The organism is Ensifer sp. LBL, from assembly GCF_050435225.1.
Classification (GTDB): Bacteria; Pseudomonadota; Alphaproteobacteria; order Rhizobiales; family Rhizobiaceae; genus Ensifer.
In genome coordinates this window covers 965,041-984,793 of sequence record NZ_JBNDJY010000001.1, presented here as the reverse complement: position 1 = coordinate 984,793, position 19,753 = coordinate 965,041, and the positions used below count along the sequence as shown (strand labels likewise).

Here is a 19,753-nt window from a genome sequence, read left to right as displayed (position 1 = left end):
GGCCCACGCGGGGCCCTTCCAACAGATTGGTGACGTGCTTTTACGCCGCCTGCTTCTTCTCGCCGTAGGGATCGAAGCGGCCGTAGAAGGTCTCGCCGCGCTCGGCCATTTCCTTCAAGAGCGCCGTCGGCTTGAAGTGGTCGCCATAGTCCTTGGCGAGCTTTTCGCACATCTTGACGAAGGCCTTTACGCCCATGCCGTCGATGTAGGAGAGCGTGCCGCCGGTGTAGGGCGCAAAGCCGAAGCCGAGGATCGAGCCGACGTCGGCTTCGCGCGGATCGGTGACGATGCCTTCTTCCATGGTGCGCGCCGCTTCGAGCGCGATCGTCGCGAGAAGCCGCTGCTTCAGCACCTCGACATCGATCTTGTCGGCGTTCTTCTGCGGATAGAGCGTCTTCAGCTCCGGCCACAGATATTTCTTGGCGGGCTTTGCCGGGTACTCGTAGAAGCCCTTGCCGTTCTTGCGACCGCGGCGGTCGAGATCGTCGACCAGCTTGTTGATCAGCGCCAGGTGCTTGGGATCGACGGCCTTTTCGCCGAGGTCGGCGACGGTGGCCTTGAGGATCTTCTGGCTGAGGTCGATCGCCACTTCGTCGTTGAGCGACAGCGGGCCGACCGGCATGCCGGCCATCTTGGCGGCATTCTCGATCATTGCCGGCGGCACGCCTTCGATCAGCATGTCATAGGCTTCGTGGATGTAGCGGAAGACGCAGCGGTTGACGTAGAAGCCGCGGGTGTCGTTGACGACGATCGGCGTCTTCTTGATCGCGGCCACATAGTCGAGTGCCACGGCGAGTGCCCTGTCGCCGCTTTCCTTGCCGAGGATCACTTCCGTCAGCATCATCTTCTCGACCGGTGAGAAGAAATGGACGCCGATGAACTGGCTCGGGCGCTTGGAGTTCTTGGCAAGGCCGGTGATCGGCAGCGTCGAGGTGTTGGACGCAAAGATCGCGTCCTCGGCAATCACCGCTTCCACCTTCTCGATCACGTCCTTCTTGACCTGGCGATCCTCGAACACTGCTTCGACGACGAGACCGGCGGTCTTGAGATCGTTGTAGTCGGCCGACGGCGTGATGCGGGCAAGCAGCGCTTCGCCTTCTTCCTTGGTCAGGCGGCCCTTGCCGACCGAATCCTTCACCAAGCCCTCGGAATGAGCCTTGCCCTTTTCGGCCGCTTCCATGTCGCGGTCGATCAGCGTCACGGCAATGCCGGCAGCAGCCGTCACATAGGCGATCGAGGCGCCCATGAAGCCGGCGCCGACGACGCCCACATGCTTGAACTCCGACTTCGGCACGCCGGCCGGGCGGCGGGCACCCTTGCCGAGCTCCTGCATCGAGACGAACAGCGAGCGGATCATCGAGAAGGCTTCGGTCGTCTGAAGGATCTCGGTGAAGTAACGCTGCTCGATCTTGAGCGCCGTGTCGAACGGTACCTGCAGGCCTTCATAGACGCATTTCAGGATCGCGACGGCGCCCGGATAGTTGCCGTAGGTCTCGCGGCGCAGGATGCCGGAAGCGGCCGGCCAGAGCTGGGCCGAGGCCGGCGTCCAGATGCCGCCGCCCGGTACCTTGTAGCCCTTTTCGTCCCAGGGCTGGACCGGCTTCAGGCCGTTCTTGATCATCGCCTTGGCAGCATCGACCAGCTTGTCGGCGTCGACGACTTCGTGCACGAGGCCCATCGCCTTGGCGCGGGCTGCCGTCAGCGACGAGCCGGTCGTCATCATCTGCAGCGCGTCCTGCGCGTTGGTGAGGCGCGGCACGCGCTGGGTGCCGCCGGCGCCCGGGAAAATGCCGACCTTGACTTCCGGCAGAGCGATCTTCACCGACTTGGAGTTCGAAGCGACGCGGCCGTGGCAGGCGAGGGAAAGCTCGAAGGCGCCGCCCATGCAGGTGCCGTTGATCGCCGAGACCCACGGCTTGCCGGAGGTTTCGAGCTTGCGGAAGAGACCGGTCATGCGGCCGACCAGATCGAAGAGCTTCTGGGCGGCGTTATCCGGATCCTTCTTCTTTTCTTCCTGCTGGAAGGTGAACATCGACTTGATCATCGAGAGATCGGCGCCGCCGGAGAAGCTCGACTTGCCCGACGTGAAGACGACGCCCTTGACCGCCGCATCGGCGGTGGTCTGGTCGACGATGGCGTTCAGCTCTTCCATCACCTCCTGGGTGAAGACGTTCATCGACTTCTCGGGCATGTCCCAGGTGATGAGCGCAATGCCGTCGGCGTCGGTCTCGATCTTGAAATTGGTGTAATTCGTCATGGTTCTCCCCCTCAGTAGAGAATGGGTTCGATCTGCAGCGAGACGTTCGATCCGCCGCTGTAACGTTGCTTGCTGGTGTTGGTGGCGATCAGCCGCCCGTCGCGCTCGACACGGATGCTGAAGCCGGCGTCGACAGCCTTGTCGAGTTCGGGCTTCGGCACCTGCAGCACGAAGGGCACGCGGGTGGCCTTGCCGTCGCTGACGACAGACGTCTCGGCGATCAGCTTGGCGGCGACGTCCATCACGCCCTGCTCTTCGAGCCGGATCGTGACGGTGCCGACTGGAACCGGGCCGCTGGCGACATTGGTGATCGCACCGGTGAGCGTGAAGCTGTCGCCGCCTTCCTCCTCGTCGGAGACGCAGCCCGCGGCTGCAAGCAGCCCCAGGCCCATCAGTCCAAGAAGGGTGCGGCGCATCACGTCCATCGTCAGACCCTTTCGATGATCGTGGCCGTGCCCATGCCGGCGCCGATGCAAAGGGTGACGAGCGCGGTGTTGAGATCGCGGCGCTCCAGTTCGTCGAGCACGGTGCCGAGGATCATCGCGCCGGTCGCGCCGAGCGGATGGCCCATGGCGATCGCGCCGCCGTTGACGTTGATCTTGTCGTGCGGGATGTCGAAGGCCTGCATGTAGCGCAGGACGACCGCCGCAAACGCTTCGTTGAGCTCGAAGAGATCGATGTCCGACAGCTTCATGTCGGCGCGCTTCAGCAGCTTCTCGGTGACGTCGACCGGGCCGGTCAGCATCAGTGCCGGGTCGGAGCCGATATTGGCAAAGGCGCGAATGCGGGCACGCGGCTTCAGGCCCATGCTTTCGCCGCCGGCCTTGGAGCCGAGCAGCACGGCTGCGGCGCCGTCGACGATCCCGGACGAATTGCCGGCATGGTGCACGTAGTTGATCTTCTCGATTTCGGGATGTGCCTGGATGCCGACCGCTTCGAAGCCGCCCATTTCACCCGGCATCTGGAAGGACGGGTTGAGCGAGGCGAGTGCCTGCATGTCGGTGCCCGGACGCATGTGCTCGTCGCGGTCGAGGATGGTCAGACCGTTCTGGTCCTTGAAGGGGACGACGGACTTCTTGAAGTAGCCCTTTTCCCAGGCATGCGCTGCGCGCTTCTGGCTTTCGACGGCATAGGCGTCGACGTCGTCGCGGCTGAAGCCGTACTTGGTGGCGATCAGGTCGGCCGAAACGCCCTGCGGCATGAAGAAGGCCGGCAGGTTGACCGAGGGGTCCATGAACCAGGCGCCGCCGGACATGCCGAGGCCGACGCGCGACATCGATTCAACGCCGCCGGCAATGACGATGTCGTCGGCGCCTTGGGCGATCTTCGCTGCGCCGAAGTTGACGGCGTCGAGGCCGGAAGCGCAGAAGCGCGAGATCTGCATGCCCGGTGCACGGGTCGAATAGCCGGCTTCGAAGGCGGCAGCCTTCGGGATCACCGCGCCTGCGTCCATCACCGGATCGACGCAACCCATGATGATGTCGTCGACGGTCGACGTGTCGAGGTCGTTGCGGTCACGCACCGCTTCCAGCATCTTGGCGGCGAGCCGAACGGACGGCACTTCGTGCAGCGATCCGTCCTTCTTGCCACGGCCGCGCGGCGTGCGCACGTGGTCGTAAACGAAGACTTTCGTCATGTCTCATCTCCCTTTCGGCAGCACCGTCAGGTGCTGCCCGTCAAACATGTTAGATCGCTTCCGCGACGAGATTAGAAAGCGGCTGCGTCGAGTGCCATCAGCGTGTCGGCGCCGGTTTCGATGCGGGCCTTGCGCAGAGCCGTTTCCGGCAGGATCCTTTCCATGAAGAAGGTCGCGGTGATCAGCTTGTTCTTCAGATAGTCTGCACGCGCCGTTTCGCCAGAGGCAAGCTTTTCCTCGGCCGTCTTGGCGATCTTCGCCCACATGTAGCCAAGGACTACGAGACCGAAGAGATGCATGTAGTCGGTCGAGCCGGCGCCGGCATTGTCGGGCTTGGCCATCGCGTTCTGCATGAACCACATGGTGGCGGCCTGCAGGTCGTTGAGGCCCTTCTTCAGCGCCTTGGTATAGGCCGACAGCTTCTCGTTGCCGCGGTTTTCCTCGCAGAAATCGCCGATCTCCTTGAACAGGGCCATGACGGCGCGGCCGCCGTTGAGGCCGAGCTTACGGCCTACGAGGTCGAGCGCCTGGATGCCGTTGGCGCCTTCGTAGATCATCGCGATGCGGGCATCGCGGACATACTGGCTCATGCCGTGTTCTTCGATATAGCCGTGGCCGCCGAACATCTGCTGCGCCATGACGGCGTGGTCGAAGCCCTTGTCGGTCATGACGCCCTTGAGGATCGGGGTCATCAGGCCGAGAATGTCGTCCGCCGCCTGGCGGTCGGCTTCATTGTCGGAGCGGTGCGCGATGTCGGATTTCAGCGCCGTCCAGAGCGTGAAGGCGCGGCCGGCTTCGTTGAAGGCCTTGATCGTCATCAGCGTGCGGCGGACGTCCGGATGCACGATGATCGGGTCGGCCTTCTTGTCCGGCGCCTTCGGGCCGGAAAGTGAGCGGCCCTGGATGCGGTCGCGGGCATAGTTGGCGGCGTTCTGGTAGGCGATTTCGGCAATCGACAGGCCCTGCAGGCCGACGCCGAGGCGGGCCTCGTTCATCATCACGAACATGGCGTTGAGGCCCTTGTTCTCCGTGCCGATGAGATAGCCTTCGGCCTCGTCATAGTTCATGACGCAGGTCGAGTTGCCATGGATGCCCATCTTGTGTTCGATCGCGCCGCAGGAAACGCCGTTGCGTTCGCCCGGTTCGCCGTCGGCGTCGAGCTTGAACTTCGGCACGATGAACAGCGAGATGCCCTTCACGCCCTCAGGCGCGCCCTCGATGCGGGCAAGCACCAGATGGATGATGTTGTCGGACATGTCGTGCTCGCCGGCCGAGATGAAGATCTTCTGGCCGGAGATCTTGTAGGCGCCGTTGCCGGTGGGCACCGCTTTGGTGCGCAACAGGCCGAGGTCGGTGCCGCAATGCGGCTCGGTGAGATTCATCGTGCCGGTCCAGGTACCGGCGACCATCTTCGGCAGGTAGGCCTGCTTCTGCTCGCCGGTACCGTGAACCAGGATTGCGGCGATCGCGCCCTGGGTGAGGCCCGGATACATGGTCAGTGCCATGTTGGCCGACGACATGTACTCGCCGACGGCGGTGTGCAGCGTATAGGGCAGGCCCTGGCCGCCGAATTCTTCCGGCACGGCAAGGCCGAGCCAGCCGCCTTCGCGGTAGAGGTCGAAGGCTTCCTTGAAGCCCTTCGGCACGCTGACCGAACCGTCGTCGCGACGCTTGCAGCCTTCCTGGTCGCCGGACAGGTTGACCGGGAACAGCGCCTCTTCGGCAAGCTTTGCCGCCTCGCCGACGATCGCCTCGATCATGTCGGGCGTCGCATCGGCAAATCCGGGCAGGTTGTTGTAGCGCTCGATGCCGAGCACGTCGTTCAGGATGAAGAGGGTATCGTCGACCGGAGCCTTGTAGATGGGCATTCTTTCCTCGCCTTTGGTGCTTCGGGCCGCCGTCTGTCGTCGTCGACGCCCGGTTGCAGGATGCCGGATGCGCCGCCATCCTCATTGTTTCCAGAGCATCCTCTCCTCCCGTTTTTCCACGGGAAAGCGGATGCCGCCGGGGCGGTCTCGCATCGTTGGCCGGATGCTACAAAATTTTGACGTTTGCGTAAACGTCAAAAATTACGTGTCGCGCAGTTTGGTGGCGTGTGGGGGGAGGTCGGCGGCACCGCAGCGCCTCAACTTCGTACGATCCTGCCAAATCGTTAAAAAATCATCCGCAGGTTAACCGCTTGTTTACCACGTTTCGTGAAAGGTGCGTGTTGAGATGGTCAAAGCTGCAACCTGTCCTGGCGTCGCATCGTTGTAGTTTTGCCCGCGTCGGAAGCGCCACAGGGGTGAAGAAAGCAGTTTTCTTCCGTGACGACTTTCGAGATGGCCGACGACAGGGGCGAAGAACAACATGAGTGGATTGCGATCAAATCCTCAGCGCGCAGGCAGCCAGTCCTATAGCGAGCGGCCGTCGCTCGACGCCTTGAACCGCACCATCGAAGGATTGGAGGCGCGGATCGAAGGCCTGATGAGCGGTACGGCCCGCGACCCGGCGCCAAGGCCGCCCGAGCGCCAGCCCGCCCGCGAACCTGTCCGGGAAACGGCATCGCCCCGCGATGCCGTCGCCGAAATCATGCAACGCCAGCGCAGCCTCAGCGCCTCGCGCGAGCGCCCAGCGCTTAGCGACCGGCTGCCGCAGCGCGGGTCGGAACGGTATGCCGCCGAGCGCCCCACTTCCGAACGCCCCATTTCCGAACGCCCGGTCCAGGACCGCTACGTCGAAGAGCCGCGCCCCCAGCTTCGCAGCCAGCCGCAGCGCGCCTCCGCGGCCGTCAACGATATCGCCGAAGCCCTCGTCGGTTTGCGCCAGGACCTGAAGCGCGACATCACCGACGGCCTGACGCGCGAGATGAATTCGCTGCGCTCCGAAATTCGCGGCATCAAGGCCCAGGCGCAGGATCACAGCTTCGCCGAAGACGTGCGTGGCGACATGCAGCGCCTTGCCGACAGCATCCAGCATCTCGGCCGTCAGGCCTCGCCCGCCCAGGCCGACGCCTTGCGCGGCGATTTCGACGACCTGCGCGCGATGATCGACGGACTTGCGCGCGAAGACAGCATGCGCCGCATGGAAAACCGCTGGAATGGTGTTGAGGATCGGCTGATCGCGTTCGACCAGAGCCGCGACGACGAACTGGTCGCGCTCGCCTATCGGTTGGACGAAATCAAGTCGCAGATCGGCTCGCTGAAGAGCAGCTCCGCCGTCGATGTGCTCGAAGACAAGCTTATCGCCGTTGCCCAGGCGATCGAAATGCTCGGCCGGCAGATCCAGCCCGACGATCGCCGCCTCGTCTCGCAGTTTGCCGATCTCGACAGCCGGCTCGACGAAATCAGCCGCGCCATTGCCGCCAACAGCCGCACGACCCAGGGGCTTGATACCGGCTTCGTCAATCGCCTCGAAAGCCGGCTCGGCGATCTCTCCCACCAGATCGACAGCCTGTCGCGCCCGAACGATTCGGGCCTCAGCGCCCGTCTGGAAGCCCTGACCGTCCGTGTCGAGGATCTCGCCAGCGAAAAGGCCGCCGCCCGCCTGGAAGAGCGGCTGGACCAGCTGTCGCTGATGATGGAGCGCAGCAACAGGACGGCGCAGTCGGACCTCAACGATTACCTGTCGGATATCTCCCGCAAGATCGAGGCCCTCGACCAGGGCAGCGTCAACGACGCTCTGGCCGAGCGGCTGGACTATCTCGCCCGCCGGATCGACGAGCTCGACGCCCATGGGGCCCAGCCTGTATCCGATCCGCGTTTCGACCGGCTGGAAGATCGCCTCGCCGGTATCGCCCAGCGGCTGGAGGAAACACAGGCAGCGCCGTTTGACGACCGCGCGGCGCTTCAGAACCTTGAAGCCCAGATTGCCAACCTGTCGACGCTGGTCAGCCAGCCGCGGGCGGACGTCGCCCAGAGCGTGATGCCCGTCGATTTCGAAAACCGTATGACCGCGCTCGAGGACTATTTCTCGACCAGCGACGAATACATCGTCGAAGCCGCCCGCCAGGCGGCCGAAGCGGTGATGGAAGCCTATTCCAAGAACGGCCCAACGCAGGCCTCCTCCGGTAGCGACCTGGCCGCGATCTCGGCGCTTGCCGAAGATCTGCGGACACTTGAGGACTTGAGCCGCTCCAGCGAAGAGCGGACTGCGCGCACGTTCGAGGCGCTGCACGAAACCCTCGTCCACATCGCCGACAAGCTGGAACGCATCGAAAACCGCGAGCCGGCACTGGCGGCCCAGCCTGCCATGGCGGTGGTGCGCGAAGCCGCCCCGATGCCGCGCGCCGCGCAGCCGGAGTTCAACGACCCCTTCGGTGGCGGCGACCTCGATGATCGCTACGACGACCTGCAGCGCAATGTCCGCGCCCTCCAGGCGGAGGACCAGGCCGTCGCAGCCGAGGCCGCCGAACCGGTAACGGCCCTTGCCGACGATGCGCAGATCTCGACCGTCGAGCTCGAAGAAGAGCGCGAGCCGGTAGCCGCTGGCCGCACCGGCCTGCTCGCCGGCCTCACCCGTCGCTTTTCCGGCAAACGCTCGGAACAGGCACCGGAGCAGGCGCGCAAGCTCGTCGAGCCGACGCCGTCGATCGATCCCTCCGAAATGCTGGCGCCGGAAGAAGCCAACCAGCTGCTCGAGCCGGGCTCCGGCGTTCCGGACGTGAAGAAGATCCTGGAGCGCGTGCGCGCCGGGCAGATGAACAAGGCAGGCATTCAGCCGGCCGATGGCGACAAGTCGGACTTCATTGCCGCCGCTCGCCGCGCCGCCCAGCTCGCCGTCGAGGAAGCCGACACCCTCAACAAGACCGGCGACAAGGCCGCGACGTCCGGCATCGGCGGCGCTTTTGCCCGTCATCGCCGGCCGATCCTCATGGCCGTCGGCGCCGTGCTTTTGGCGATCATGTCCTACCCGATGGTCAGCTCGATGCTGAACAAGGACGAGATGCCGGTCGAACCGGTGGCGGTCATCGAGCAGACGGTCAACCCACAGGCATCCGAATTCAAGGTCGCCGACGACCAACTGGTGCAGGGCACGACCGTTGCGGCACAGGCAGCACCGGTTGCTGCGTCCGAAACGGCTGTTGCGCCACCGCTCGATTCCGTTGAAGCGCCGGCAAAGACCCCCGAGACCTCGATCGCGGTGACGGCAACGACCGTGCCGACGACCAGCTTTGCAACGCCGGCGGAAGGCAAGGCGCCGATGCTTGCGCCTGTCGCCGAGACGAAGACGCCGGTCACCGAGTTCCAGCCGGCAGCGGCTGCAGCGACGCCGGTGGCGAGCGCTTCGGTCGCAAGCGCGCCGGCCGATGGTGCCGCGATGACCCCGTCGACCACTGCCGCTGCAGCCGTGGCGACCGACGTGGTATTGCCGGAAGGTTTCGGCCCGGTCGCCCTGGTGACGGCCGCCAAGGGAGGCGACCCGCTCGCCTTCTACGAAATCGCCGTACGCTTCACCGAGGGCCGGGGCGTTCAGGAAAACATGGCGGAAGCCGCGAAATGGTATCAGCGCGCCGCCGATGCCGGCGTCGTTCCGGCTCAGTACCGTCTTGCGACCCTCTACGAGAAGGGCACCGGCGTCACGCGCGACACGGCCAAGGCGAAGGCGCTCTATATCGCTTCCGCCGGCCAGGGCAACGCCAGCGCCATGCACAATCTCGCGGTCATGCTGGCAAGCGGCCGCGATGGCGCGCCTGACTTTAACGAGGCAACGAAGTGGTTTGCGAAGGCTGCCGAACTCGGCATCCGCGACAGCCAGTTCAACCTTGCGGTTCTCTATGCCCGCGGCAACGGCGTGCCGCAGGATCTGACGGAATCCTACAAGTGGTTCTCGGCGGCTGCCCGCGAAGGCGATCTCGATGCCGGCGCCAAGCGCGACGAGGTTGCCAAAGCGATGAAGCCGGAGCAGCTCGAAAGCGCCAAGGCCAAGGCCGAAGCCTGGAAGGCTGAGCCGGTCGACGCCAAGGCAAACAGCGTCGACGTTCCGGATGCATGGGTCGGCCCGGCCAACAAGACGGCCAGCGTCGACATGAGCAAGGCGGTCCGCAACATCCAGGCCATCCTCAACAACAACGGCTTCGACGCCGGCAAGCCGGATGGCCAGATGGGCAAGAAGACCGTCGCTGCGATCAAGGCTTTCCAGAAGTCGGTCGGCCAGGAGCCGACGGGCGAAATCACCGAGCAGCTGGTCAAGGAATTGCTGAAGCGCAATTCCTGACCCTCAGGCCCAGCGCCGTAATAAAGCCGCAGAGCCGGGCGACACGGGTTGCGGGTGGCGAAGCCATCCGCCATGTGGCTGAAAAGGTTGAAATCTCGGGCTGCTGCATAATTCCTTAATCGGAATCGGGCTAAGGAAGAACCGATGCAGCAATCAAGGTCCGATTCGTGGCCTTGGCACGTCCTGGCGGAAGCGCAACGCTGCAGGAGTGCATGACGGAGGCCGCCTCGCCCTCGGGGGAGGTGCCGGCCCTTCGAATAATCCCTCAATCGTGGTGATTTGCTTGCCACACTAACTGGTTTGCCCGCATCGCGGGCCGTTGGCATATCGAGGATCCGGCGTGACGATCTATCTGCCCATCGCAGAGTTGTCGGTGAACATACTCATCATTCTCGGTATGGGCGCTGCCGTCGGCTTTCTGTCCGGCATGTTCGGCGTCGGTGGCGGGTTCCTGATCACGCCGCTCCTGATCTTTTACAATATTCCTCCCGTCGTCGCGGTGGCGACCGGTGCCAACCAGGTGGTGGCCTCGTCGATTTCGGGCGCGATCACGCATTTCCGAAGAGGCACCATCGACATCAAGCTCGGCACGGTGCTTCTGTGCGGCGGTCTTGCCGGCGCGACCGTCGGCGTCTGGCTGTTCTCGCTGCTGCGCCGCCTCGGCCAGCTCGACCTGGTGATCTCGCTGCTTTACGTCGTGCTGCTCGGCACCGTCGGCGGGCTGATGCTCTGGGAGAGCGTCGTCGCCATGCGCAAGGCGGCCAAGAACCAGCAGACGACCTTGCGCCGCCCCGGCCAGCACAACTGGGTGCATGGCCTGCCCCTGAAGATGCGCTTCAAGAAGTCGAAGATCTATCTGAGCGTCATTCCGGTAATCGCCCTCGGTTTCTGCATCGGCATCCTGACCTCGGTCATGGGTGTCGGCGGCGGCTTCATCATGGTGCCGGCGATGATCTATCTGCTGCGCATTCCGACCAATGTCGTCGTCGGCACGTCGCTGTTCCAGATCATCTTCGTTTCTGCCTACACGGTCATCGTCCAGGCTTCGACCAACTACACCGTCGACATCGTGCTCGCTTTCGTGCTGATGATCGCCGGCGTCATCGGCGCCCAATACGGCGTGCGCGTCGGCCAGAAGCTGCGCGGCGAACAGCTGCGCGCATTGCTGGCCCTGCTTGTTCTTGCTGTCGGCATCCGTCTGGCGATCGAACTCATCATCCCGCCGAAAGACGTCTATTCGGTCGTATCCGCGGGGTTCGGTTTCTGATGCACCGTTTCGCCCGCATAGCTCTGACGCTCCTGGCTTTCGCCTTCTCCGCTCCGGCCCTGGCTGCGCTGCAGGACGAGAATGCCGATTTCACCGAGAAGCTGGAGATCGGCATCTCCACCGACGAGATCGCGATCACCTCCGATTTCCGCGGTGCCGACCTGACGATCTTCGGCGCGGTCGACGGCTTCGACCAGGGCCTGCTTGCCCAGGGCCGCTACAACATCGTCGTCAGCCTCGAGGGGCCCAAGGACAATGCGACGGTGCGCAAAAAGGAGCGTGTCTTCGGGATCTGGGTCAACACCAGCTCCATGACCTTCGAGTTGGTGCCGGAATCCTATTCGCTGTCGTCGACGCGCGATATCGAGACGATCGCGCCGCCCGGCGAGATGGGCAATATGGGCATCGGCGTCGACCACATGCGGCTGGTGCCGCTCGGCTTCGTCGGTGACGGCAGCAATCTCGGCGAGTTCCGCAACGCCTTCCGCCGTATCCGCGAGACCAGCGGCGTCTACGAGCGCGATCCCGGCGGCGTGCAGTTCATCAGTTCCAGCCTCTTCAAGGCGTCTGTACGCCTGCCGGCCAACGTGCCGAACGGCGTGCATGTGGTGCGCGCCTATCTCTTCCGCGACGGCGTGTTCGTCGCCGCCAAGGCGCTGCCGCTGCGTGTCGTCAAGACCGGCCTCGAACAGTTCATCACCCAGGCGGCACACCAGCAGCCGCTGCTTTACGGTCTGATGGCCGTGCTGCTCGCCGTCATCACCGGCTGGGGCGCCAGCCTGATCTTCCGCAAGGAATAGTGACGGGTGATCTTCGCCGACGTTTCCTTTTGCGCGCCGGAGCGCTATGGAAAGGCATGCCGCGTGCGTTTCATCAGCGCATGCCGTGGCAAATAAAAAACAGAGGAAGCTCGATGAAACCGATTTTTGTCCAGTTGCAGTGCGCTCCCGGCAAGACCTACGAGGTCGCCGACGAGATCTACCGCAAGGAGATCGTTTCGGAGATGTATTCGACGAGCGGCGATTACGACCTGATCATCAAGGTCTATATCGAAGAAGGCCAGGACATCGGCAAGTTCATCAACGACAACATTGCCACAGTGCCGGGCATCTCGCGCTCGCTGACGACGCTGACCTTCAACGCGTTTTAATCGCAGGCGGCGCCTCGGCGCGGGAGAGCCGCGCCGTTTTCGCCGCTCTCGTCAAGCGATGAGATTGGCAAAGCGAACCGAGTAGATCCGGTCGCGCCCGAGCATATGGGCGACAAGCTTGCTGCGGTCGAAGAGGCCGGTCATCGCCCGGTGCCTGAGATCGAGCCCGCCGGTGGTGACACCGAAAGCCGGCATCAGCAGGCGCGTGCCATCGGTCGCAAAGCAGGCGCGGCGCACCGCTCTTTCCCGTCTTACCACTGTTGCTGCCGGATGCAGGTGCCCGGCGATCTCGCCGACGGCATCGCTGCGCTTCGGCTCGTGCCGGAAGGTCAGTCCCGCATGGCTAAGCTCGTCCATCGAGGCGCCCGGCAGGCCGAAGGCGCCGTCGGGGTCGTGGTTGCCGTTGATCCAGACCCATTCGCGTCCATAGGCCATGGCGGCAATCATATGGCGGAAATGATCGGGCATTGCCGCCGAGCCGACGCGGTCGTGGAAGTTGTCGCCGAGGCTGATGACGAGCTTCGGGTCGTGCCGCGCGATCGCCGCCTCGAGCACGCGCAGCGTCGCAAGCGTATCGTAGGGCGGCAAAAGCATGCCGCGCCGGGCAAAGGCGGAGCCCTTTTCCAGGTGCAGGTCCGAGACGACGAGCGTGCCCGTCTCCGGCAGGTAGAGGCTACCGAGCGGATCGCACATCGCGACGACGCCGTTGACGATTGTCTGGGCGTGGAGGAGGGGAGTGGTCGTCTGAGTCGAGTGGGCGTGGGCAAGGCGATGCATGGTCACGGTCTCGCGCGTTGTGTGCGGAGGGGGTAATCCGCCGACATCGACTGACTGCTCATTCTCAAAGCCATTTTCCTATCAATCCACATCCAGACCGCCCATCGCCTCGTGGATCAGGTCGTCGGCGGCTTCCGAAAGCAGGAAGTCCTGTGCCTCGCCCTGGACCATTTCCTTGCCGATCTCCAGCATGACGGGCACCGCCAGCGGCGAGATCCGGTCGAGCCGTCGGTGGGTGATGTGGCCCTTGATTCGCTTCAGCATATCCCCGAGGCGGGCGATGTCCAAAAGCCCCGTTGCCGCGTCGTTGCGGGTCGCTTCGAGCAGCAGGTGATCCGGCTCGTGCGCGTGCAATACGTCGTAAATGAGGTCGGCCGAGACCGTCACCTGCCGGCCGGTCTTTTCCTTGCCGGGATGCCGCTGGTCGATCAGCCCGGCGATGACGGCGCAGTTGCGAAAGGTGCGTTTCAAGAGGAAGGATTCGTTGAGCCAGGCTTCGAGGTCGTCGCCGAGCATGTCCTCGTCGAAGAGATCGGCAAGCGCGCCGCGCCTGAGTTCGAAGGTCGCGCCGAGGTCGTCGAGCGCCCAGACCGCCAGCGAATAGTCGGTGGCGACGAAGCCGAGCGGCTTCAGCCCGGCGCGATCGAGCCTGCGGGTCAGCAGCATGCCGAGAGTCTGGTGCGCCAACCGCCCTTCGAAGGCATAGATGACCATGTAGTGGCGGCTGCCGCGCGGAAAAGTCTCGATCAGCAGCTCGTCCTCGCGCGGCAGCATCGAGACGTCCTTCTGCAAGGACAGCCAGTCGCGCACCTGTTCCGGCAGCGCCGCACGCCGTGCCGGATCGGCAAGCATCCTTCGGACCTGTTCGGCGAGATAGGTCGAGAGCGGGAACTTGCCGCCGGCATAGCTCGGCACCTTGGGATCGAAAGTAAAAGCCTGGCTGACAAGGCACTCGTTTTCGCGGATGCCCTCGAAGCGTAGCACCTTGCCGGAGAACATGAAGGTGTCGCCCTGGGAGAGCATTTCGAGGAAATACTCCTCGACCTTGCCGAGCGGCATGCCGCCGCGGCCGAGCGAGCCGCGGGCGTTGCGCTTGACCATGCGCACGTTCAGCATCGGCGATTCCACGATGGTGCCGACGTTCAGTCGGTACTGCTGCGCCACAAGCGGATTGGAAACGCGGTAGAGCCCGTCCTTGGTCTTTCGGATGCGGGCGTAGCGCTCGTAGGTCTTCAGCGCATAGCCCCCGGTCGCAACGAAATCGATCACCCGCTCAAAGGTCTCCCAGGCAAGCGTCGCGTAGGGAGAGGCACTGGTGATCTCGTCGTAAAGCGACAGTGGGTCGAAAGGGGCGGCGCAGGCCATGCCGAGCACATGCTGGGCGAGCACGTCGAGCGCGCCCTTGCCGACGGGCGGCGTGTCCTGCGCGCCGATATAATTGGCGTCGAGTGCTGCCTGGCATTCCATCACCTCGAAGCGGTTGGCCGGCACCAGGATTGCCTTCGACGGTTCGTCCATGCGGTGGTTGGCGCGGCCGATGCGCTGGGCAAGGCGGCTCGCCCCCTTCGGTGCGCCCACATGCACGACGAGATCGACATCGCCCCAGTCGATGCCGAGGTCGAGCGTCGAGGTCGCGACGACGGCCCGCAGGCGGTTCTCCGCCATCGCCGCCTCGACCTTGCGGCGCTGGGCGACGTCGAGCGAGCCGTGATGCAGCGCGATCGGCAGATTGTCGTCGTTGTTCGTCCAGAGTTCCTGGAACAGAAGCTCCGCCTGACTGCGGGTGTTGACGAAGAGCAGGGTCGTACCGTGCTCCTTGATCGCCTCGTAGACGTCGGGGATCGCGTAGCGCGCCGAGTGACCGGCCCAGGGCACGTGTTCCTCGGTCTTCAAAATGGTGATCTGCGGCTTGGCCCCGCCCTTTACCTGGACGAGGCCAGCGTGATTGTTCGCGTTCGGCTCTTGCGGAGCCAGCCAGCGCTGCAGATCCATCGGATCGGCGACCGTCGCTGAAAGGCCGATCGTCTGCAGACCGGGCGCCAGCCGGCGCAGCCGCGCGAGGCCAAGGGAAAGCAGATGGCCGCGCTTGGAGGTGACGAGCGAGTGAAGCTCGTCGAACACGACATAGCGCAGATCCTTGAAGAAGCGCTGCGCCTCGCCGTTGGCAAGCAGCAGCGCCAGCTGTTCCGGCGTCGTCAGCAGAATGTCGGGCGGATCGAGCTTCTGCCGCTGGCGCTTGGCGGTAGGCGTATCGCCCGTGCGGTTCTCGACGCGCACAGGCAGGCCCATCTCGCCGACCGGCTTCATCAGGTTGCGTTCGATGTCGACGGCGAGCGCCTTCAGCGGCGAGATGTAGAGCGTGTGGATGCCGACGAAGGCTGAGCCCGGCGGAATTTTGCCACGGCGGGTGAGATCGACCAGCGACGGCAGGAAGCCGGCGAGCGTCTTGCCGGCGCCGGTCGGCGCGATCAGCAGCGTGCTGTCCCCGGCCTCGGCGCGGGCGAGCAGCTCCAGCTGGTGCGCACGCGGCCGCCAGCCCTTCTCGCCGAACCAGCGCAGAAAGGGAGCGGGCAGGCTCAGGGCATCTCCCTGCGGCTCTCTGGAATCGATCCTGTTCACGGAGAACAAAGGTAGATCAAATCCGCCAAAAGAGAAGCCTGTCCGATGGGTGCAATCACGAGGATTGACTCTCGGCCTGATCGTAGATAAAAATTATCCACGATTACGGAGGCGCCCATGAAACTTGGTGACGGGGTCGAGCAGGCCATTCACAGCGTGACGATGCTGAGCTGTCTTCAGCTCGGCAGCACCCTGTCGGCGGCAGCGCTTGCCGAGTTCCATGGTGTTTCCACCAGCTATCTCTTGAAGCATCTGCAGGCGATGTCCGGTGCCGGACTGCTGGAAGCGGTGCCGGGCCCCAAGGGGGGCTACCGTCTCGCCAAGACGCCGGAGAGGATCACTTTGCTCGATATCGTGCTTGCGGTCGAAGGCCCGGAGCCGGCGTTCCGCTGCAATGAGATCCGCCTGCGCGGTCCCAATCCCTACGCCTGCAAGCCGACGGCACCCTGCACCATCAATGTCGCGATGCTGAAGGCCGAGCAGGCCTACCGCGCCGAGCTGCGCCGCGTGACCATCGCCAGCATCCTGGATGACCTCAACGCCAAGGATGACGGCAGCGTATCGGCGCGAACCGAAGCCTTTCTGGCGATCAACGAGCGCAAATCGTCCGCCAGCGCCTGACCAATCATCCCCCATTCAACTCAAGGAGAAGTCCATGCAGCCGCGTTTCAACTTCGTCAAAGCCGCTCCCGACGCCTACAAGGCCGCGGCCGCCTTCGACAGCTACATCATCAAGGAATCAGGCCTGGAGCCGCGCCTGATCCATCTGATCAAGCTGCGCGCCTCGCAGATCAACGGCTGCGCCTATTGCATCGACATGCATGTGAAGGAAGCGCGGCACACCGGTATGAGCGAGCAATGGATCCACCTGATCTGTGCCTGGAGGGAGTCGCCGATCTATGATGCGCGTGAGCGCGCTGTGCTCGCCTGGACGGAATCGCTGACCAATCTTGCCCAGACCGGCGCGCCCGACGCGGATTTCGAGCCGCTGCGCGCGCACTTCAGCGAAGCCGAGATCACTAAGATCACCATGGCGATCGGCGTCATCAATGTCTGGAACCGTGTCGCCGTCGGACTGCGCTCGCAGCATCCGGTCGATCAGCCGGTTATGGCCGCCTGATATCCAGTGAGGAAGCTCCAGCTAGCCCCGAGGTCCGCTTCGGGGCTAGCTGCTCTGCATCCTAGAGCGTCCTTGCGCGTTCCGGTGAACGCACGGCGCTCTAGAGTGCGATGTAACGATCAGCGCGGTGGTTGATGGCCACGAAAAGGTTCAAGACAACTGCGCCGAGCACCGACCAGGCGACGACCGTGGGCGATGTCACGCCGAAGGCGAAGACGAGCACGACCATGTCGATCGCAAGCTGCACGAGGCCGGCGCGAATGCCGAAACGCTCCTGCAGGTAGATGCCGAGAATGCCGACGCCGCCGAGGCTGGCGCGGTGGCGATAGAGCGCCAAGAGGCCGTAGCCAAGCAGCAGGCCGCCGAGTAGCGCCGCCCAGGCCGGCTGGATCGTGCCGATCTGGAAGAGGCGCGACTGGATGTCGGTTAGGAACGAGGTCACGCCGATGGCGATGAAGGTCTTGACCGTGAAGGCCGGGCCGAGCCGTTTCAGCGAAAGATAGAAGAACGGCAGGTTCAGCAGGAAGAAGGCGAGGCCGAAATTGACGCCGAAGGCGTAGTGCAAAAGGAAGGCGACGCCCGCCGTGCTGCCGGTCAATAGGCCGGCGCTTGCGAGGAAATAGAGACCGAGGGCTGCGATCAGGCTGCCGGTAAAGATGCCCTGCAGATCCTCGACGGCCGAATGCCGGGTCGGGCTGGTGTTCCAGAGACCGAAAACGCTGCTGATCTGGGCCATGGCAAATCCTCGATTGCGATGGCTTGAGCAATGCTGCAATGCACAACAACAATCAAGAAAAATATGTCAGTTATGCTGACCTATTTTTGCGACTCTGCCTTGCGTTTTATGCAGGCTTGCGCGCCAGGAACAGGATGCCGAACACCGGCGCGCCGGCGTCCATGCGGATGGCGGTGCGCTCGACCGCCAGCAGAGTGAGGCCATGTGCCGTGCAGAGGCCGCGGACATAGGCTTCGCCATGGGCGTAGCGCAGCGACGGCCGCAGCAGGAACTCCTCGGCATCGCCGGCATCTTCCACCGAGAAGGCGAAGTAGCCCTCTGGTGCGAGCAGCCGAGTGGTGATGTCGAAGACACTGTCGAGATTGCCGAGATACATCAGCACATCGGCGGCGCTGACGAGGTCGGCCCGGGCGGGCGCGAAGTTGCCGAAGATGCCGGAGGCATCAGGAGAAAGAGAGAGGTCGGCGCGGGCCAGCCGATCGTAGGTGGATTTCGCCTCGGCCTTGGCGAGCATGTTGATGGAGATGTCGAAACCTTCAAGGAACTGTGCCTGATCCCGGATGCGCTCGCCAAAAAGGCCGGTGCCGCAGCCGAGATCCGTCACATGCTCGAAGATGAGGCCTCCCGTGTGGCTTTGCCCGACATGGCTTTGAATGAGCGCCGCGAGCTTCTGCGGTACGGTATAGCCGAGCTTCTCCACCAGCGCCTTGTCGAAGCGGTCGGCATAGTCGTCGAAGAGCCGCTCGACATAGAGGCTCGGCGGCTGTTCGGGCATGGCGGCAGCGCCGAGCAGGGCCAGTTTCAGGCCGGCGCCGAAGATATCCTGGGGGCTGAGCGCCAGCGTTTTTCTCAGCGCTTCGATCGCCGCCTCTTTCCGGCCAGATTTTTCCTCATAGTCCGCGAGCCGAAACCAGCCGGCTGCCCAGTTGGGCGCCTGTTCCAGCGCTTGCGCCATGAGTTCGGCCGCACTTGCGGGCTCGCCGCCCTCGGCAAGCATTTTTGCGTAGTCGGCGCGGCGGTCGGCGATCAGGTCGCCGGAGGAGAGCTGGTTGAGCGTCATCAATGTGAGATGTTGGTTGCGATCAGCGCTTCTGACGCCGGATGCCGCAAAATACAAGCGGAATCTGGCGCGATCGGTAGCCCGAGCCGTGCCCGCCGGGGCCAGCGACTTGCGACGCTGCCGATCGCGGCTTATGTGAAGACAAACAGGAGAAGTTCGCTGATGTCGGACCGAATGAACAGATTCTTGGGTGACTCGCCGCTGCGCGTGCTGGTCAAGCTCATCGTGGTGTCGATCCTCGTCGGCTTCGTGATGAGAATGTTCGGCTGGTATCCGACCGATATCTACTTCGCCGTCCGCAACTTCCTGCTCGACCTCTGGTACACCGGCTTTGCAGCACTTGGCCGGGTGGGCGACTATCTGTTGCTCGGCGCCGTAATCGTCGTGCCGGCCTTCGTCATCCTGCGCGTCCTGAACTTTCGGCGCTGACGATGCAGGACCGTTTTCTTCTGATCGAACGCCGCGGCCTCCTGCGCGCGACCGCCATCCTGTCGCTCGGCGCGCTCGCCGGCTGCACCACGTCCAAAGTGCTGATGCCCGAAAGCGGCACCGGCAGCGACGAGACCGCAGCGAGCCTCGGCTATGTCAACAAGCTGCGCAAGGGCAAGGGCCTGACCGAACTCGTCGCCGACCATGCGGCGTCCGCCGCGGCGATGCACCAGGCGGCGCGCATGGCCAAGGCCGGCAAGATGCAGCACCTGATTGGCTGGAACGACAGTTTCTACGACCGAATGAAGGGTCAGGGCGTGACGCTTCCGGCCGCTGAAAACATCGCCGTGGGTCAGGACGACGCCGAGCGCGCCTATGATGCCTGGTACAGGTCGCCCAAGCATCTCGAAAACATGCTCGGCAAATACCGCGGCCTCGGCGTCGCCGTCGCCCAGAACGACGCCTCCGGAAACCGTCCCTTCTGGGCGATGGTGCTTTCGGGCTGAA

The 19,753-nt window shown here is 64.0% G+C and carries 16 protein-coding genes; 8 read left to right on the top strand and 8 right to left on the bottom strand.

The window, feature by feature from the left end:
* Positions 1–40: 40 nt before the first annotated feature.
* The 4 genes from OKW20_RS04795 to OKW20_RS04780 form a co-directional block, all read right to left on the bottom strand.
* Positions 41–2,257 carry an FAD-dependent oxidoreductase gene (locus tag OKW20_RS04795; RefSeq protein WP_429170563.1) on the bottom strand — a complete coding sequence of 739 codons (2,217 nt, stop codon included), beginning with the start codon at positions 2,255–2,257 and terminating at the stop codon, positions 41–43.
* A gap of 11 nt (positions 2,258–2,268) precedes the next feature.
* Positions 2,269–2,673, bottom strand: coding sequence for a YbaY family lipoprotein (locus OKW20_RS04790; RefSeq protein ID WP_192447927.1), 405 nt, complete (start codon positions 2,671–2,673; stop codon positions 2,269–2,271).
* Between the two features lie 11 nt (positions 2,674–2,684).
* Entirely contained in the window at positions 2,685–3,893 is a 1,209-nt protein-coding gene (locus tag OKW20_RS04785; protein WP_192447926.1) for an acetyl-CoA C-acetyltransferase, read from the bottom strand.
* Positions 3,894–3,964: 71 nt separating this feature from the next.
* Positions 3,965–5,761, bottom strand: a complete 1,797-nt coding sequence (locus OKW20_RS04780; RefSeq protein WP_429170559.1) for an acyl-CoA dehydrogenase C-terminal domain-containing protein — start codon at positions 5,759–5,761, stop codon at positions 3,965–3,967.
* A 481-nt stretch (positions 5,762–6,242) separates the two neighbouring features.
* On the opposite strand from OKW20_RS04780, the gene OKW20_RS04775 reads away from it, so the two are divergent.
* The 4 genes from OKW20_RS04775 to OKW20_RS04760 all read left to right on the top strand — a co-directional run bounded on the left by OKW20_RS04775 (position 6,243) and on the right by OKW20_RS04760 (position 12,505).
* Positions 6,243–10,088: a peptidoglycan-binding protein gene (locus tag OKW20_RS04775; protein WP_429170556.1), complete on the top strand. Its 3,846-nt coding sequence runs from the start codon at positions 6,243–6,245 to the stop codon at positions 10,086–10,088.
* 340 nt (positions 10,089–10,428) lie between these two features.
* Positions 10,429–11,355, top strand: coding sequence for a sulfite exporter TauE/SafE family protein (locus OKW20_RS04770; RefSeq protein WP_043622412.1), 927 nt, complete (start codon positions 10,429–10,431; stop codon positions 11,353–11,355).
* Entirely contained in the window at positions 11,355–12,155 is an 801-nt protein-coding gene (locus tag OKW20_RS04765; RefSeq protein ID WP_205237163.1) for a TIGR02186 family protein, read from the top strand. The genes OKW20_RS04770 and OKW20_RS04765 overlap by 1 nt, the downstream gene beginning before the upstream one ends.
* Before the next feature lie 113 nt (positions 12,156–12,268).
* Positions 12,269–12,505: an Lrp/AsnC ligand binding domain-containing protein gene (locus OKW20_RS04760; RefSeq protein WP_034797129.1), complete on the top strand. Its 237-nt coding sequence runs from the start codon at positions 12,269–12,271 to the stop codon at positions 12,503–12,505.
* A gap of 51 nt (positions 12,506–12,556) precedes the next feature.
* Here OKW20_RS04760 and pdeM read toward each other — a convergent pair whose 3' ends face one another.
* Positions 12,557–13,282, bottom strand: a complete 726-nt coding sequence (gene pdeM / locus OKW20_RS04755; protein WP_429170553.1) for a ligase-associated DNA damage response endonuclease PdeM — start codon at positions 13,280–13,282, stop codon at positions 12,557–12,559.
* 81 nt (positions 13,283–13,363) lie between these two features.
* Positions 13,364–15,910 (bottom strand): ligase-associated DNA damage response DEXH box helicase, encoded by a 2,547-nt coding sequence (locus tag OKW20_RS04750; RefSeq protein ID WP_429170550.1) that lies wholly within the window; start codon positions 15,908–15,910, stop codon positions 13,364–13,366.
* A gap of 108 nt (positions 15,911–16,018) precedes the next feature.
* Between OKW20_RS04750 and OKW20_RS04745 the strand changes: the two genes are divergently transcribed.
* Positions 16,019–16,522, top strand: a complete 504-nt coding sequence (locus OKW20_RS04745) for an Rrf2 family transcriptional regulator (protein ID WP_043622421.1) — start codon at positions 16,019–16,021, stop codon at positions 16,520–16,522.
* A gap of 34 nt (positions 16,523–16,556) precedes the next feature.
* Positions 16,557–17,021 carry a carboxymuconolactone decarboxylase family protein gene (locus OKW20_RS04740; protein ID WP_043622424.1) on the top strand — a complete coding sequence of 155 codons (465 nt, stop codon included), beginning with the start codon at positions 16,557–16,559 and terminating at the stop codon, positions 17,019–17,021.
* A 100-nt stretch (positions 17,022–17,121) separates the two neighbouring features.
* On the opposite strand, the gene OKW20_RS04735 is transcribed toward OKW20_RS04740, so the two are convergent.
* Both OKW20_RS04735 and OKW20_RS04730 read right to left on the bottom strand, forming a co-directional pair.
* A complete protein-coding gene (locus tag OKW20_RS04735; protein WP_043622427.1) occupies positions 17,122–17,757 on the bottom strand; it encodes a YitT family protein in 636 nt (211 codons plus the stop codon).
* Between the two features lie 106 nt (positions 17,758–17,863).
* Positions 17,864–18,817, bottom strand: coding sequence for a methyltransferase (locus OKW20_RS04730; RefSeq protein WP_429170545.1), 954 nt, complete (start codon positions 18,815–18,817; stop codon positions 17,864–17,866).
* 162 nt (positions 18,818–18,979) lie between these two features.
* On the opposite strand from OKW20_RS04730, the gene OKW20_RS04725 reads away from it, so the two are divergent.
* Positions 18,980–19,246 (top strand): DUF6460 domain-containing protein, encoded by a 267-nt coding sequence (locus OKW20_RS04725; RefSeq protein WP_429170542.1) that lies wholly within the window; start codon positions 18,980–18,982, stop codon positions 19,244–19,246.
* A 2-nt stretch (positions 19,247–19,248) separates the two neighbouring features.
* A complete protein-coding gene (locus OKW20_RS04720; RefSeq protein ID WP_429170539.1) occupies positions 19,249–19,752 on the top strand; it encodes a CAP domain-containing protein in 504 nt (167 codons plus the stop codon).
* Position 19,753 lies beyond the last annotated feature (1 nt).

Coding starts and splice junctions, on each gene's coding strand:
- OKW20_RS04795 (WP_429170563.1), bottom strand. CDS start 2,257: ATGACGAATTACACCAATTTCAAGATCGAGACCGACGCCGACGGCATT.
- OKW20_RS04790 (WP_192447927.1), bottom strand. CDS start 2,673: ATGCGCCGCACCCTTCTTGGACTGATGGGCCTGGGGCTGCTTGCAGCC.
- OKW20_RS04785 (WP_192447926.1), bottom strand. CDS start 3,893: ATGACGAAAGTCTTCGTTTACGACCACGTGCGCACGCCGCGCGGCCGT.
- OKW20_RS04780 (WP_429170559.1), bottom strand. CDS start 5,761: ATGCCCATCTACAAGGCTCCGGTCGACGATACCCTCTTCATCCTGAAC.
- OKW20_RS04775 (WP_429170556.1), top strand. CDS start 6,243: ATGAGTGGATTGCGATCAAATCCTCAGCGCGCAGGCAGCCAGTCCTAT.
- OKW20_RS04765 (WP_205237163.1), top strand. CDS start 11,355: ATGCACCGTTTCGCCCGCATAGCTCTGACGCTCCTGGCTTTCGCCTTC.
- OKW20_RS04760 (WP_034797129.1), top strand. CDS start 12,269: ATGAAACCGATTTTTGTCCAGTTGCAGTGCGCTCCCGGCAAGACCTAC.
- pdeM (WP_429170553.1), bottom strand. CDS start 13,282: ATGCATCGCCTTGCCCACGCCCACTCGACTCAGACGACCACTCCCCTC.
- OKW20_RS04745 (WP_043622421.1), top strand. CDS start 16,019: ATGAAACTTGGTGACGGGGTCGAGCAGGCCATTCACAGCGTGACGATG.
- OKW20_RS04740 (WP_043622424.1), top strand. CDS start 16,557: ATGCAGCCGCGTTTCAACTTCGTCAAAGCCGCTCCCGACGCCTACAAG.
- OKW20_RS04735 (WP_043622427.1), bottom strand. CDS start 17,757: ATGGCCCAGATCAGCAGCGTTTTCGGTCTCTGGAACACCAGCCCGACC.
- OKW20_RS04730 (WP_429170545.1), bottom strand. CDS start 18,817: ATGACGCTCAACCAGCTCTCCTCCGGCGACCTGATCGCCGACCGCCGC.
- OKW20_RS04725 (WP_429170542.1), top strand. CDS start 18,980: ATGTCGGACCGAATGAACAGATTCTTGGGTGACTCGCCGCTGCGCGTG.
- OKW20_RS04720 (WP_429170539.1), top strand. CDS start 19,249: ATGCAGGACCGTTTTCTTCTGATCGAACGCCGCGGCCTCCTGCGCGCG.